The sequence below is a fragment of the Scytonema sp. NUACC21 genome (assembly GCF_054684315.1).
In genome coordinates this window covers 229130-244019 of record NZ_BAAFZH010000101.1, presented here as the reverse complement: position 1 = coordinate 244019, position 14890 = coordinate 229130, and the positions used below count along the sequence as shown (strand labels likewise).

Annotated in this window: 10 protein-coding genes and 1 pseudogene; 5 read left to right on the top strand and 6 right to left on the bottom strand. The window is 41.2% G+C overall.

What is annotated here, in order from left to right; genetic code table 11:
* Window positions 1–534 precede the first annotated feature (534 nt).
* Window positions 535–1398, top strand: coding sequence for a polyphosphate kinase 2 family protein (locus tag ACYRY3_RS33485; protein WP_460205972.1), 864 nt, complete (start codon window positions 535–537; stop codon window positions 1396–1398).
* 142 nt (window positions 1399–1540) lie between these two features.
* Here ACYRY3_RS33485 and ACYRY3_RS33480 read toward each other — a convergent pair whose 3' ends face one another.
* Together ACYRY3_RS33480 and ACYRY3_RS33475 are read right to left on the bottom strand one after the other, a co-directional pair.
* Window positions 1541–2395 carry a sulfurtransferase gene (locus ACYRY3_RS33480; protein WP_460205971.1) on the bottom strand — a complete coding sequence of 285 codons (855 nt, stop codon included), beginning with the start codon at window positions 2393–2395 and terminating at the stop codon, window positions 1541–1543.
* Between the two features lie 560 nt (window positions 2396–2955).
* Window positions 2956–3549 (bottom strand): hypothetical protein, encoded by a 594-nt coding sequence (locus tag ACYRY3_RS33475; RefSeq protein ID WP_460205970.1) that lies wholly within the window; start codon window positions 3547–3549, stop codon window positions 2956–2958.
* A gap of 606 nt (window positions 3550–4155) precedes the next feature.
* Between ACYRY3_RS33475 and ACYRY3_RS33470 the strand changes: the two genes are divergently transcribed.
* On the top strand, window positions 4156–4392 hold the full coding sequence (locus tag ACYRY3_RS33470; protein WP_460205969.1) for a hypothetical protein: 237 nt from the start codon (window positions 4156–4158) through the stop codon (window positions 4390–4392).
* A gap of 633 nt (window positions 4393–5025) precedes the next feature.
* A complete protein-coding gene (locus tag ACYRY3_RS33465) occupies window positions 5026–6165 on the top strand; it encodes a hypothetical protein (protein ID WP_460205968.1) in 1140 nt (379 codons plus the stop codon).
* A 62-nt stretch (window positions 6166–6227) separates the two neighbouring features.
* Here ACYRY3_RS33465 and ACYRY3_RS33460 read toward each other — a convergent pair whose 3' ends face one another.
* Window positions 6228–7439: a hypothetical protein gene (locus ACYRY3_RS33460; RefSeq protein ID WP_460205966.1), complete on the bottom strand. Its 1212-nt coding sequence runs from the start codon at window positions 7437–7439 to the stop codon at window positions 6228–6230.
* Between the two features lie 1095 nt (window positions 7440–8534).
* On the opposite strand from ACYRY3_RS33460, the gene ACYRY3_RS33455 reads away from it, so the two are divergent.
* The gene (locus tag ACYRY3_RS33455) at window positions 8535–10241 is read left to right on the top strand and encodes a choice-of-anchor Q domain-containing protein (RefSeq protein WP_460205965.1); all 1707 of its coding nucleotides are present in this window, start codon (window positions 8535–8537) and stop codon (window positions 10239–10241) included.
* A 270-nt stretch (window positions 10242–10511) separates the two neighbouring features.
* Here the strand turns inward: ACYRY3_RS33455 and ACYRY3_RS33450 are convergent.
* Window positions 10512–10748: pseudogene (locus tag ACYRY3_RS33450) on the bottom strand (multidrug ABC transporter permease); the annotation flags it as partial.
* A 107-nt stretch (window positions 10749–10855) separates the two neighbouring features.
* Here ACYRY3_RS33450 and ACYRY3_RS33445 point away from each other — a divergent pair.
* On the top strand, window positions 10856–11755 hold the full coding sequence (locus ACYRY3_RS33445) for a YihY/virulence factor BrkB family protein (RefSeq protein ID WP_460205964.1): 900 nt from the start codon (window positions 10856–10858) through the stop codon (window positions 11753–11755).
* Between the two features lie 152 nt (window positions 11756–11907).
* Here the strand turns inward: ACYRY3_RS33445 and ACYRY3_RS33440 are convergent, their stop codons facing one another.
* Window positions 11908–12579: a thioredoxin family protein gene (locus tag ACYRY3_RS33440; protein ID WP_460205963.1), complete on the bottom strand. Its 672-nt coding sequence runs from the start codon at window positions 12577–12579 to the stop codon at window positions 11908–11910.
* Between the two features lie 38 nt (window positions 12580–12617).
* The gene (locus ACYRY3_RS33435) at window positions 12618–14738 is read right to left on the bottom strand and encodes a protein-disulfide reductase DsbD family protein (RefSeq protein ID WP_460205962.1); all 2121 of its coding nucleotides are present in this window, start codon (window positions 14736–14738) and stop codon (window positions 12618–12620) included.
* Window positions 14739–14890 lie beyond the last annotated feature (152 nt).

Below are 14890 nucleotides of genomic sequence, written 5' to 3'. Positions count from 1 at the left end.
GGTAAAGACTTATCATGAAGGCAGATGGGGGGAGGGGGAGAGGGGGAGAGGGGGAGAGGGGGAGAGGGTTTTTGCGATTATTGTTTAATCATAACTAATTAACCGGACTTAATGTCAGCCAAAAAAATGATCGCAGGGCTTGACAGGTGTAGGCTCTTGAAAGGGAAAAGGTAAACGGGGAAATGTATAAAACCCTTCCCCTTTTCCCAGTCAAGCCCTGTCAATATTTGCGTGGTGAACTACTAGCCAATGCTGATACATTGGCTAGCATACACAGATTTATTACGTTTAATCAAGAAAAACTACGTTATACCGCTTTTAGATTCCATGACAAAAGACAACTGACAAAGGACGATTCTCACGAGCAATGCACAAATGTGGAGACGTTACCTGTAACGTCTCTACATTTTTTTCATCCTTCACCCTTTATCCTTCATCCTTTTTTGGTCACTTGACCATTGGCAGAGGTAGTGTTTACGGAACTTGCTTAATCTTAGAAACTAATCCTATAAAAACCAACACATAAAAAACCACATGGGTATACCAAACAACCAGCCAAAGAAAATTTTAACTTCTACAGAACACGTATCTGACTATCCTTGCTATCGCGTTCGACCAGACCAGCCAATTGTTTTAGCGACTATCGATCCCAATGCCTCTGAAAACTACAACAACAAAAAAGACGTTGAAGATGAACTTGAATATCAACGCGATCGCCTGCAGAATTTGCAAGAACGGTTGTATGCCGAACATCAACGCAGCCTACTGATTGTGTTGCAAGCAATGGACACAGGTGGCAAAGATGGTACAATCAAACACGTTTTTAGTGGCATCAACCCTCAAGGGTGCCAGGTATGGTCATTCAAAAAGCCGAGTGATGATGAATTGTATCACGACTTTCTCTGGCGTTACCATCACAGGGCTCCGCAACGGGGAATGATTTCTATTTTCAACCGCTCCCATTACGAAGATGTGCTGATTGTCAGAGTGAAGCAGTTAGTACCCCAGGAGGTTTGGCAGAAGCGCTATCACTTAATTAATGAGTTCGAGTATATGCTCACTCTTAACAACATCAGGGTGATTAAGTTTTTTCTCCACATTTCTAAAGACGAACAAAAACGACGCCTAGAAAATCGGCTCAAAAATCCAGACAAACATTGGAAGTTTTCTAGTAGTGATATCCAAGAACGCCAGTTTTGGGATGATTACCAAGTCGCTTTTGAGGATGCAATTAATAATTGCTCGACTGCTTATGCTCCGTGGTATGTGGTGCCTGCTAACAAGAAGTGGTATCGCAATCTTGTCGTTGCCCGTACTATTGCGGATACTCTTGAATCCATGAACCCGCAATATCCTACTCCAGAGGCTGGGTTAGAAAACATTGTTATCCCAGATTGAGCGTTGCCTGCAGTTACAGCCATTTTCAGGTAAATAGACTACAGTCGTAGGGGCGCGGCGACCTTACGCTTACATATGGTGTGGTTCATTTAGGTGGAAACTGCTGTAACGCAAATTTTTGGGATGGTGGGCGGTGCCCACCCTACGAGCTTGAAAATCCAGTTTCAATGGGCAGTGATGGATCGCGGGACCATTCGTTCCAAGAGCTAAAGTAGTTTCTTACATCTTTGATGCCTGCTTCTTTAAGGGCAATCAGGGTATTGGAAGCTCTAGACCCTTTAAAGCAGTAAACGTAAACTGTTGACTCTGGCGTAATACCGACAGACTGACAAATTTCTAGAATTTCTTCAGGAGGGCGGAACATGGGAGTTTCAGAATTGGGCACCATCATCCGATACCACTCAATCCAGACTGCGCCAGGAATTCTGCCTTTACGCGGGCAAAAGTCTACTCCATAGGGAGAGGAACTCGCTCCAATCCACTCATCGTAATCTCTCACATCCAGCTTAATGATTTCTGCCTTATCGAGAGCTTCCAACATCTCCTCTGTGGTTACCATGATTGAGGAATCGATGTTGACTGAAAAAGATTTTTGCTCGGGAATTGGAACTTCTGCGCTAGTTGGCATTCCTTTGTCTAACCATGCCTTATAACCGCCATGTAGAACGGAAACTTTAGAACAACCCAGATACTTGAGCAAGAAGTAACCCCGGCAAGACTGTCCATAACCAGAGTTCATGGCATCTTCATAGATGACAATGTGTTCCGTACCTGAAATCCCAGCTGCACCTAAAATTGCTGCAAAATGCGATTGCAAGCTCAATAAGCCGGATGGTGTAGAAGAAGCTAAATAGGTGAAAATCTCGCGGATATTTACTGCGCCAGGAATGTGAGAAACTGCATACTCAATTGAAGTGCGGGTATCAATAACAACGGTTGCTTTCTGAGGTAAAATTTCAGCTAGTTGTATGGGGGTGAGCAGTGGTTTTACTTCCATTTCTGCCTTCTTTAGTTGTGGGCTTAAAGCGTAAAATGGTATCGGGTCTACTGGCTGCCAGAGTACGAATAAGCGAAAAGTTTCTTGTAACGACGACTCCTACAAGCAAGCCACCACCTAATCTTAGAATTTGATGCCGAGAACAAATGTTAAACACAATGCTTTTTGGATAATCTAGCAGGGTGAAGCGAGAGTGCGGTTGTAATAGTAATTTGAAAAAGAAAAAAGGTGCAAAATCGAGCGACTTCGCACCTCCAAAGACAAAATTTTTCCAAAAGAGAATCCTTTTCTTAAAGATAGGGAAAGGAAATAGAGAAGTTGTGAAGAATTCATTAAACTCTTATTTTCTACAAAATAACTTTGCAATACGCTTTAGCAAAGGAGTGATCGGCAAAGCTATCCCAAGTCAGAGAAAAACTCAAAACCCTTTGCTAGAGCGTTAATACATTAGTTACGTATGGGGAGAAAACCCGGTTTCTTTGCCTCTAAAGACCGAGATTTCCTTGACTCATACTAAGTTGCATTCATACAAGTAACTTTCTCTTTTTCTTCTGGTCTGTCTACTTTTTGGTCATGTACAGCGAACCACTATTAGACGAGTTGAGAGAACCATAGCTAGACAGATTTGCAATCAGGTTTGTGCCATCAAGGAAAACGTTACCTGATACTTGTGCCTCGCGATAACCACCAATGGAGCGGTAATGTGATGTATAACCCGGTCCGGTATAGTGAGAGTGGGAGCTGCCACGGTATGTATCACCAATACCCGTCCACGTCAAATCCACGTCTACTGTTTTGCTACTGCCCATGCCATCGTCGATAGTGAAGATGCCTTTTAAAGTAGCTGAGTTGAGCTGGCTAGTTGTAAAAGTCGGGTTTTGACTGTAGCCATAACCATAAGAGCCTGTTCCGGTGCAGTAGTTATAGTTTGAATAGTATAGGTAAGCCTCTTTTTGCTCTACTGGCGCGCCGGGAGCATTTTTAGTGACATTATCAAAAGCATAAACATTAACGTAGGTCGAGTTGCAGCCGTCATATTGGGAAAAGGAGGCACTTGCGTTCTGCCCCTTGAATTGGTATTGCTGGGGGGTAGCGGATAATGCTGGAAGATTTAAACTGAGTACGGTTAAACTAGCTACAATTGCTGCTTTCATGGATTTAGTTCTGATGATTTTTTTACCAAGACATATTTTTATTTAATCAGAGATAATTTCATTCCATCAAGTTCTAAATAGTGGTTAAATCCTGAATTTACAAAGACTTCAATTAGCTGTAAAGTTATTGCTTTTCTACGTAATTATGACTATTTAAAAAAATTAAGTATTAAAAAAGTAGGTAATTTACTGAAAGGTCTAAAAAATTATCAAGGGTAATACTAGAACCCTCACTCTCAGCGACTTTACAAAATTACTGTCACTCTTGAGTTTGCCGTTCAACTTGCTGTTCTAACTCTTCGTGAGCAGTTGCACCAGCAAGGCAACAGATTTACGTAATTGCTGCGCCATTGGGTTGTAGTAGTGCTAAGGCACTCTATAAGCTAGTACAAGCTAAGAGGGCTCAATTAATGCTAGCTTAGTAATCGGGTCTATTGTGTCAATTTCGTAATGAAATGAATTAAAACGTTGGCTTTGTGGGGTTGTTTGTTACCAAAGATTATGTTTAAGTTAACAAAGAATCGGGTATAACGTGAAAACATAGTCATTAATTTCTTTCACAATCAGTTCAAAAGTAACATACCGAAACAACCAGGAGGAGCAGCGATGATTGTATTAGCACAAAACTATGTTCAAACAAATATCCATAAGACAAAAATATACAATCAAACTGAAGTTTCGATGATTCCAGAGCCTATTGAATTTAGCGGAACTAAGGATCTTGGTCAAATTTATCAAACAACTGGAAGTCTTTTCTTACTATTCCTGTTTATTAACTATATTTTTGCCAGAAGTTTGTGTAGAAAGCAAGGCGAACAGCGGACGACGGAAGAAAGGATTTAGAAGTTAACAGCTAAACGAGATACGTATTAACAGTCATTAGTTAAGTAGTTGGGCAGAATTAAGTATGATTGTGTTGAGAGTCATTAGTCATTAGTCCTTTGTTCAAGATAAATAACTAATGATTAATGACATCAACAACAGAGGACTTTTGTCACTGAGCACTCAAAGTCTTCTCTTTGTCCCCAGTCAGTCACTTGCAACGATCGCACTTAAGTAAGTCGTGTCATATATTACCAGTACGTTTGTAAGCAGTGCCATAGCTTCGCTACTACGGAGAGTGCAGGTACTCCAGCTATGCTAACTGCATTATTTTTAAAGATTTTACGAAATCATGGATTGTACTGATGAAGAATATACTGGTACTCTTCATTCAATCTTCATCTCATGACTGGGGTATTGTCACAACGAAGTGGACTAACGGGCAAGCAGATTATACACGGTAACTGCGATTTCTTTTTCGTAGGTTTCATTGTCTGTGCTGCCGTATTATTGACGCCACAGACTACTGACAAAAAAGTTAGCCAAAGCCTTTTGATTGAGGTAACGCTGTTGCGCTACTGCTAATATTCTCTGTTCTCTAAGAAGTAGACCAATAAATGATGACGGTTAGCACTTGATAATAGGAAGATATTTATGGTAAATCAAAAACGAGTTTTAGCAATTCAAAGCAGAAAATTAAAAAATACAAACTTTCATCTCACGATTTTTAGGCTGAAAAGCTTGCTTCGCTCTCCTTCCTTTTCGGTTGGTTCGGTTCTAAGTATTTTGTCAATCATTTTAATTATCATACCATATGTATCGGGAAAAGCTATTAATTTTTCTGAAATTTCGCAAAACATTGGTTTTAATTTATTGGGAGCAGTAGCTGCTTTCATTGCCTTTGAAATTATTTTCCAGAAACTGAAAGAAGCTGAGGAACAGCAAGGAGTTGAGTTAGATTTTTTTAAAAAAGCAGAATTTATTAATATTGTTTTTCAAAGTAAATTTAATAAATCAAATAGTCAAGGTAACACAGTTCCTATTAAAATAATGGAAACTTGGACAGAGTTGCTAAGAGATGAGGAATATAAAGAAAGATTTGTTAGAGCAATTCTAAACTCTATTGAAAATAATAATGCGGAAATTGAAATTTTACTACTCGACCCTGAAAATAGAGATTTGATCAAAGCACGTACAAAAGAATTAAAAGATGCATCCTCTGAATTTAGTGATATCAATATTGAAGAAAATATTTATATTAATTTATGTGAAATACAGGAAATCAAAAAACAGTTGGAAGTATGGGGCAAATCTGACAAGCTCAGAATCAAATTATATAATACTAGTCCATCTCTAGCTATTTATATGTGTAGCCCAAACTTGTTTGTGAGCTTTTTCCGCTCTGGTAAGCTGACCACTATGGGCAAGCAGTTAAAGTTACCAATAAATTCACCTATGGCTGAATTTATCAATGAAAGATTTGATGAAATCTGGCAAGATGCTAGAACTAGATCTTTAGAAGATCGTCTTTATTTACAAGTAGAAGTGACTCAGGGAGGAGCTATTCAACGTATTTATGACAAAGTTCAGTATATTCGGTGCGAGCAAGGGTTCTACATACAGAATGCAGAGCTTTTCAATGATATTGCTAATAAACCAAATATAAACCTGAAAATTAAGGGACGAATATTCAAACACAAAAATGTAGTTATTAATGAATTGCCTGAAATTGTTCAAAAACTTTTTTTAAGCAAATATCCGATGGGAGAAAAATTATTTATATTCCTAGAGTAGGACACGGTACAAACATACTGTCGATCGCTAGCTTTGATTACATATACCGTGTCCCTCTCTGCTTAACTATTGCTTAGTTCTAGTAAAAGCTGATTAAAATTATGACAAGACTTACCTGAGTCAATTAAATACTCACCTATGTCCACTCCTGTTTTTAGTTGACTTATAATATCTTCATCTAGATTGGGAACTTTGCGATCGGCAACAAGCAATAAGGCTGCGTTTGCTAAAATAAAGTCTCTTTTTGATTTGAAGTGTTCTTTTTCTCCAGAAAGTATTTTCCAGAAGGTATCAATCTCGTCCTTGATATCTCTTTCCTCTTTAATCTCTTCCAGGCTCACTCTTTCGATACCAATGTCCTCCGGTGAAAACTCAGCAATAGTCACATTTGTTGAGTCAAGTTTAATGATTAAATTGTTGGGAATATCTCTCGAAAATTTGGTAGAAGCGTTAGACACTTCATCAATACCATCGTAACAGTGGTAAATTATACCGCGAGTATTTAAATGTAAATATATACCAATAACATAAGGTAGCATTCCTAAATGACAGATTCCTGTTGAATGATGAACTGGATTTAAAACCTGTGCATTTGGAGCTAATATTTTAAAAATATCTATAACTAGAGGTATATCTAAATTTTTCAAAACTTCCTGCCAATTATTTTCTTCAAGGTTATACCTCCGTTGAATTTCTATTAAATTTTGCTCCCATAGGTTTTTTCTGGCTTTTCTTAGTGTCTCTGAGTAGGGAAACCCCAAATCAGCAAGTGAAATAAAAGCGAAATGGTATTTAGACAGGAGGTCTTTTATACTATATGGACTGACAGGAATTTGGTTATATCCCATCTCTATCATCGCTTGAGAACTTCCATGATGAGAAGTCACGTTGGTAGTTCCAGTTTTACAAATAGTGACTAAAGGAGCAACGACAATAGACGCACTTGTAGTTGCATGCATTGTTTTGATAAAATCGCCGCCGCTACCAAATGCATGAGCGTGAGGAATTAGGTCAAGAGTATACTTGTTGTCTTGGAGATATTTCCAAACTTTTTTTCTCAAGCGATCGATAAGAAAATTGACCTGACGAAAACCAACTTTTCCGTTACCAGGTGCAATTGTTCGCAGTATCTCTGTCAGTTCTTCAACACCCCTGTTGATGTCACTACAGCTATCAAATAATTCTATTAATTTGTCGCTTTCAATAGGTTCAAGATGATTTTCAGTTTCAATAAATTTTCCAAATACTTGCTGTAAAGGTCCCAATTGTGTCACAATCTCAAGCTTCTCCTTAGTGGAACGACTTGAGTAAAGAAGTTGGAAATCGTGCTTATTGATAATATGTAACAATTTACACATAGAAACTATCGGTCTTAAAAAAGGTCAACACTTAGGTTTGTATATGCTGTGACAGGGATTCGGGATCGGGGGTTCGGGAAAAGGCTGTCCACAAGGAACGATCTTTTTTACCTTTGAGAGAAGGTGTTAATCGCCCATAATCCCACTTGACGTTTTACCCTAGCCCCACACCAGGTGATCCCAAGAGTCAAACGCATCTCCCCTATATAGAGATACAAGATTTGGATGCACTTTTGCGCCTTGGTCAAGAAGTAATTTGTACTTTTATCTTCTTCTTGAGGCGGGTAAAAAGATAACAGAAGCGATCTGCTGCCATGCAGACTGCGTCTGTTGTACATCAAGTAGCGAAGCGATCGCACTCCTTCCACAGATCCTGCATTACGATTCGCAGTCGCTTTCTTTATTTATCGTTAATATAACAACTTTAATGTGAAAACACTGAATTTTCACCTAGAACGAGAATGCAACTATTCTATAAGCCTTCTTCTACTTTACTTCTGGCACTTTCTTTGGATTAAGAGCTTTTACAGAAGAAGCAACTGTTCTGGTATTAGAAACAAAAAATCAATTTTTTCCATAAATTGACACGTCTTTTTTGCCTAAATATCAGGAACAAAGATAACGATAAAAACAAGTAAACTTACAGATACATTTCTTTAAATCCATTACAGAAGATTTTCAGGTTTGCTTTTTTGTAGTGGTGACAAAAATATTCCTAAAGAGAAATCTGTTTTACAGGAGCCAACACCAACATTTCTCATTCTAATACTCACTATTGAAACTCGAAATTCTCTGTCAATTTATTCTGCAAAAGAAACTGACACAAGAGTTGTTTGGTACTCAAATATGTGAAGTTGTGTAACGTACTTCTTATTACTGGAAGATACGCAAGTATGGTATTCTCTTTAATAGTTAGTAGATAGTAGTTCGTAGTTCGTAGTTATTGTTTTTTGCTACCAATCACTCACTACTAAATTTTCTATAGCATCACTCTTTAGAGTGAAATTTGGTATGGATTTCCCAGGTTTTACCACAGACGATGGATCTGTATTATCTGCATCTTTGACACCTGTATTTTCGGACAATGTACTTGACCTACTTAATGCTGGAACTTTACAGGTGAATCCCAGTGCCATTATTACAGTCAATAGCATTGCCGATTTAGTGGATAATGATGATAGCGTAACGACTTTACGAGAAGCGATTAATCAAGCAAATGCCGATAGCGATCGCGACTTAATTGTATTTGACCGCTCATTGTTTGCCAGTCAACAGACCATTACCTTAAGTTTAGGAAAACTTGACATCACCGAGAACTTGGGTATCATCGCCCCACGGGACACTTTGACAGGTGAGAACTTGGTAACGGTAAGCGGTAACGAAGCTTCACGGGTGTTTGAGATTGAGGAGGGAGCAACAGTCATCTTCAATAAATTAACTATTGCCGATGGCAGAGGTAATATAGGGGATAACTTTGGTGGTGGAATTAACAACAGCGGTACCCTCATCCTAAACAACAGTATTGTTCGCAATCACCGTGCTGAATATGGTGGCGGTATTTACAACCAAGGGAATATAACGGTCAACAACAGTACTATTAGTGATAACTCCGCAGCCGGTCCAGGTCTTGGCGGCGGTGGTGGAATTTACAACCAAGGGAACGTAACGATAAACAACAGTACTATCACTAACAACTCAGAATCAGGTCTGGGAGGCAACGGCGGTGGTGGCATTCACAACGCCGGTGGTGTTGTTACAGTCAACCATAGCAACATCAATAATAACGCTGCTTCCGCGTCATCTAATCAGGCTAGAGGGGGCGGCATCTATAATGTTGGCGGTACAGTAACACTCAGCAACAGCACCCTCAATGGCAACTCCTCAAGCGGTAGGGGTGGTAGCGGTGGCGGCATCTTCAATAATGCCAGTGGTAGAGTGACACTCTTGCAGACTACCGTCAGCAGCAACACGGTAAATGGCAGCGCTAACGAGGGTGCTGGCATCTTTAACGATGGCACACTTACAGTGAGCAATAGCACTATCAACGACAACACTGTCAGTGGCAGTGGCAGCTTGAGTAGTGCTGGCGGCGGTATTTATAACAACGGTACACTGACAGTAAGCAAGAGTACTATCAATAACAATACCAGTGGCAGCGGGCTTTTAAGGAGTGGCGGCAGTGGTATCTATAACACTAACAATGGCATTCTGTCGGTAAGCAACAGCACCATCAGTAACAACAGAACAACCAGCCAGGGTGGCGGCATCTATAACAATGGTACATTGACTCTAGTATTTAGTACTATCACCCAAAACCTAGCTGCCAATGGTGGAGGCGTGTTCAATGATGCTAATGGTTCTGCCAGCGCACGGAACACAATTATCGCCTCCAACCTCTTGAGTACAAATGGTGTTAATCCCGACGTGGCTGGCACTTTCACAAGCTTGGGCTATAACCTGATTGGTAACAGCACTGGCAGTTCTGGATTTGGAGTCACAGGAGACATAGTGGGTACAAGTGACAACCCGATTGACCCTCTTTTAGCTCCTTTGGGCTTTAATGGTGGTTTCACACAGACAATAGCCCTACTTCCTAACAGTCCGGCAATTAACGCCGCAGACCCAACCTTGCTGAATACAGATCCCATAACCGACCAGCGCGGGTTCCCTCGTGTCATCAATGGTAGAGGCGATATTGGAGCGTTTGAATTTTCTTAAATCCGCTCATCCTTCATAATTGATATCATCTTCGGTTGAACACTTGTAATAAAAGTACCCCTCCCTAACCCTCCCGTTGCTAAGGGGAGGGTGGCGTCAGGCGGGTGGGGTATAATATCATGTCCGGGTAAAGACTTATCATTAAGGCAGATGGGGAGAGGGGGAGAGGGGGAGATGGGGAGAGGGTTTTCCGGTTTTTGCGATTATTGTTTAATCATAACTAATTAACCGGACTTAATATAAAACTAATGCTAAAACCTTGGAAATCCGCTAGAAACTTCCCTCCAGCTGCCGTGCTACCAACCTAGCAAACAGTCCTTCTTGTAAAACGAGTTCCGAAAAATTACTTAGTTGAACCGCATGACCAGTATCAATAACATATATGCGGTCAGCATTGCGAATGGTACTGAGGCGGTGAGCAATGACGACACGGGTGGCTTGCAATTTATCTAAACTTTCCGTCACAATTGCCTGTGTGCGGTTATCTAAAGCACTGGTTGCTTCATCCATACTTGTTTTGCTGAAGTTTCTTTATCAATACAGTGACAATTAATAATTAGTAGCTGATAAATAATACAGAACTCTACATAGTTGAGCTTAAAGCATCTGACACAATGCCGTTCACTCGCTTTTTTCGTTTCTTTCGCCATCTGGGCTTGAAAACCCTCAAACAGGTCGTTGTGGAAATTGGCAGACAACGATTGCTTGGTCTATCGGCGGAAATGGCTTATAACAACCTGTTGGCACTGTTTCCCACCCTTGTGGCTATTCTAGCAGCGCTTGGAATGTTGGCAATTTCTCAAGACAAAGTGGACTTTCTAGCACGCCACTTGCTCAGAATTGCCCCCGAACCAGTCCTGAACCTGATTCAAGAATTTATTGCTACAATTCAACTCCCCCAAGGTGAAAAGGTAGTTCTTGTGAGTTGTGCTGCAGCACTCTGGGTTGCCTCTGGAGCTATCAATACCGCTATGAATGCTTTAGATCAAATATATCAGATTCCACCAAAGCAAAGACGTCCTTTTTGGATAGCTAAAATTGTGGCTCTCGGTCTCACAATCGGTACAATTTCCTTAGTGATATCTGCCTCATTTCTCGCATTTGTAAGTGATTGGTCGATCGCGTTCGCGCTAAAAATTGCCCGAATTCCAGCATCTGGTGTTCTATCTGTTTGGAATCTTTTTGGTTGGGCTTTGACACTGGTAATGCTAGCAGTTGCATTTAGTTTGGTCTACCGATTTGGTCCGAGTCGGTGGCAAAAAGGAACTCCTGTGCTACCAGGAGCAATGATTGGTGCGTTGCTATGGGAAGAGTTTTCCAGATTATTCCGTATTTATATAACTCACTTCGGTGATTATAATGTGACCTACGGAACCCTAAGTGCAGGCATTGTGTTACTCCTTTGGCTCAATCTCAGTTCCCTGTGTATGCTTATTGGAGCACAGTTAAATATTACTGTCGGCGAAGCGATGAAAGCAGACAAAGCACGTAACTACTCTTTTTACCAGTTTTGAACAAGCTTTACCCCACTCTAACCCTCCCCTTATGTGTAGAGATCGTCAAGTTGCTGCTCTGCCCGTGGCGAGAAGATGACGTTGTATTGTTTCATCGAGCGCATTTGTTAAAAATCCCCGCTTTAAAAAGCAGGGAATTACTACTGTAGCGATTAGCTACCGTATTTTACTGAGCAACCGTAGGGTTGAGTTGTGGAATTAGCCACAGCTTGTCCTTTCAGTACGCTATTTACAGCATCTGACACGTAATTTTTCGCAGATTTGACATCAGCAGTATTAGTACTGGCTTTGTCATCGATCGCACCTGCATATTGCAACACCCCATTACCATCTATGACAAACATATGGGGTGTAGTGCGGGCTTGATAGAGACGCCCAAGTTGACCGCTAGAATCTAAAAGTACAGCGCTAGGGCTAGCCTTGCGGGTCTTTGTCAGTTCATTTGCTTCCTGGGCGGTCACATACCCTTGCTGTCCTTGCGCTGAGGAAATGACTGATAACCAGACTACACCTTTACCAGTGGCTTCTTTTTGCAATCTTTGCATATTGTTGCTCTCATAGTGCTTGCGGACAAAAGGGCACTGATGATTTGTCCATTCCAACACCACGACTTTACCCTTAAAGTCGGTGAGTTTGTGGCTTTTGCCACTACTATCAGTTGCTGTAAAAGCTGGTGCGGGGGAACCAACGCGCACGGGAGTAGCAGCGTCAGCCGCATTTTCTAGAACATTAGAAGTATTCTGACTAACTGTGGTGGGATTTTGACAAGATGTCAACATCAGGCTAAAAGCAAAGAAGCTAGCTGCAATAAGTTGGTTTTTCATGGTGTTTTGTTGTTAATTGTTCAATAACCATTAGCCATTTACAAACTTTTTACCTTTTGTTGCACCTCTTGGGGAGAGAGAATCTGAGGTAAAATCTGAGGGGTATCAGAATTAGCTGAGTACAGTAGGTACAGAGGTACACCACTGCGCCCAAAAGCTGTTAGTGCTTGAGTGATTGCAGGATCGCGATTTGTCCAGTCAGCTTTCAGAAGAGCCACATCTTTGGCTTGGAAAGCAGCTATAGTATCGGGTTGGTTTAGGGCGACTCGTTCGTTAACCAAACACGTAATGCACCATGCTGCAGAAAAGTTGACAAATACAGGTTTACCAGACTGGCGCAATTGAGCTAATTTGTCCGTGGTATAAGCTTGCCAATTTAAAGAATTTGAAGTTGCTTGTTGAGTGTTGGAGTTGGCAACATTGGGAGCTATGGTACTTGGTAACTGTGCCAAAGTAATAGCGAATCCCAAGACTCCCAACGCAGCAAGACTACCAAAACGGCGTCCCCAAGCCGAAAGCGTGTAAGTTTTTTGATGCAGCCAAGCAGCAAAACCTATGAGTACCAACCCAAATAAGGCTGCGGCTAAACCAGTGCTTCCTGTTTGCTGCGCCAATACCCAAACTAACCAAGCCGTTGCAGCATACATTGGGAAGGCAAGACATTGAGCAAAAGTCTCCATCCACGCGCCCGGTTTGGGTAAAACTTTTTGTAAACCGGGAAGAAAACTGATGAGTAGATAGGGGAAAGCTAAACCCAAACCTAATAATAAAAAAATTGCTATGGCGACTACTGGTGTTTGGGTGAGTGCAACGCCAATAGCTGTTGCCATAAATGGTGCTGTGCAAGGTGTAGCAACGACTGTGGCAAAAACCCCAGTGAAAAATTCGCCCACATAACCGTGACTTGCAGCCAAACCTTGCCCCAATCCCATTAAGGAGGCACCAAAAACAAAGACCCCTGACAAACTTAAGCCGACGGCAAACAGTAAATATGCTAATAACGTCACAAACACGGGTGACTGAAGTTGGAAGCCCCAACCAATTTGCTGTCCTAAACTACGTAGTATTAGGAGTATTGCCGCAAGGACTGTAAAACTTACGAGTACACCCGCTGTAAATACAAGCCCTCTCAGGCGGACTTCTTGTTTGCTAAAATTCGATTTTTGAAGAATATTTAATGCCTTGAGCGATAACACGGGAAAAACGCAAGGCATGAGGTTGAGGACAATTCCACCTAGTAATGCCAACCCCAAGACTTGCCACAATGCTAGGGAAGTTGTGGTAGCCGTTTGTACCGTTGCGGATACACCTACTTGGGTTGCGATTGCAAATGCTTGATTTGCAATTTGTCCATCCAAGACTTCTTGCAGGACGAGGACACCACTGACTTGGTTGACATCACTGCGATTTCCTCGTTCTAATTGGATAGTTAAACCATCTTTGTCAAAACTAGCCCTCTGGGGGGCATAGTTACTAATAATACCATCTTCATAAGGGAAAAACGCAACTTCTTTGATTTGATTTGCTTGCAGTTGCCCTGCATTCACCCTGAGTATCAAAGTTTCTCCATCGATCCGAGCATGGCTTTGCCACGGAGAATCTTGAGGTAGAGAAGCCCGCGTCTTCTCAAAAACCTTTGCCCATTGGGTATTAGTGACAGGCGTATCTGTTGTTACTTTTAAGTTGAGATTAAAATTCCCATTTTCTGGAATACATTCTTGTTCGCATACCAGCCAATCAGCTTTAGCACTGAGTTGAATGGAATTGTTGGTACTGAGATTTGCCGGAGTTGTAATTTTGCTCAACAGCATGACCTCATTTTTGTAACCAAAATTCATCAACCCACTAGCAGGTAGCCTCTCTGGATAGGGATACACCAGTTCTCCCGCCGAAAATCCCGGTGGTAAAGCCCAGGCAATACTGGGTGCAGCACCAGAGTCACCTGGATTTTTCCAATAAGTATGCCATCCTTGCTTGATTTGGAAATGCAATCCCACCCAAAAAGGTTTCCCTGGTTGAATACCGCTAACTTCACTCACCAATTGTGCTTGCACGTGTTCCGTCTTTACTGGATTCGCCCAAGCCGTCAGAGGGACGAGAGTGAGGAAACAGAGGACGAATGTAATTATTTTGATGACTATTTGTGTCAGTTTAGGCATATATTTCGCCCAGATCTGAGTTTAAGTTTAGTAGAGAAATGTGACAAAAAAATGTCATTGTATCAAATCCCAGTCATGAAGTTATCCTTCGCGATCGCCAATTAGTACAAAAAGTTACATTTCTAGTGCGTAAACTCTCGAAATCAGAGTCC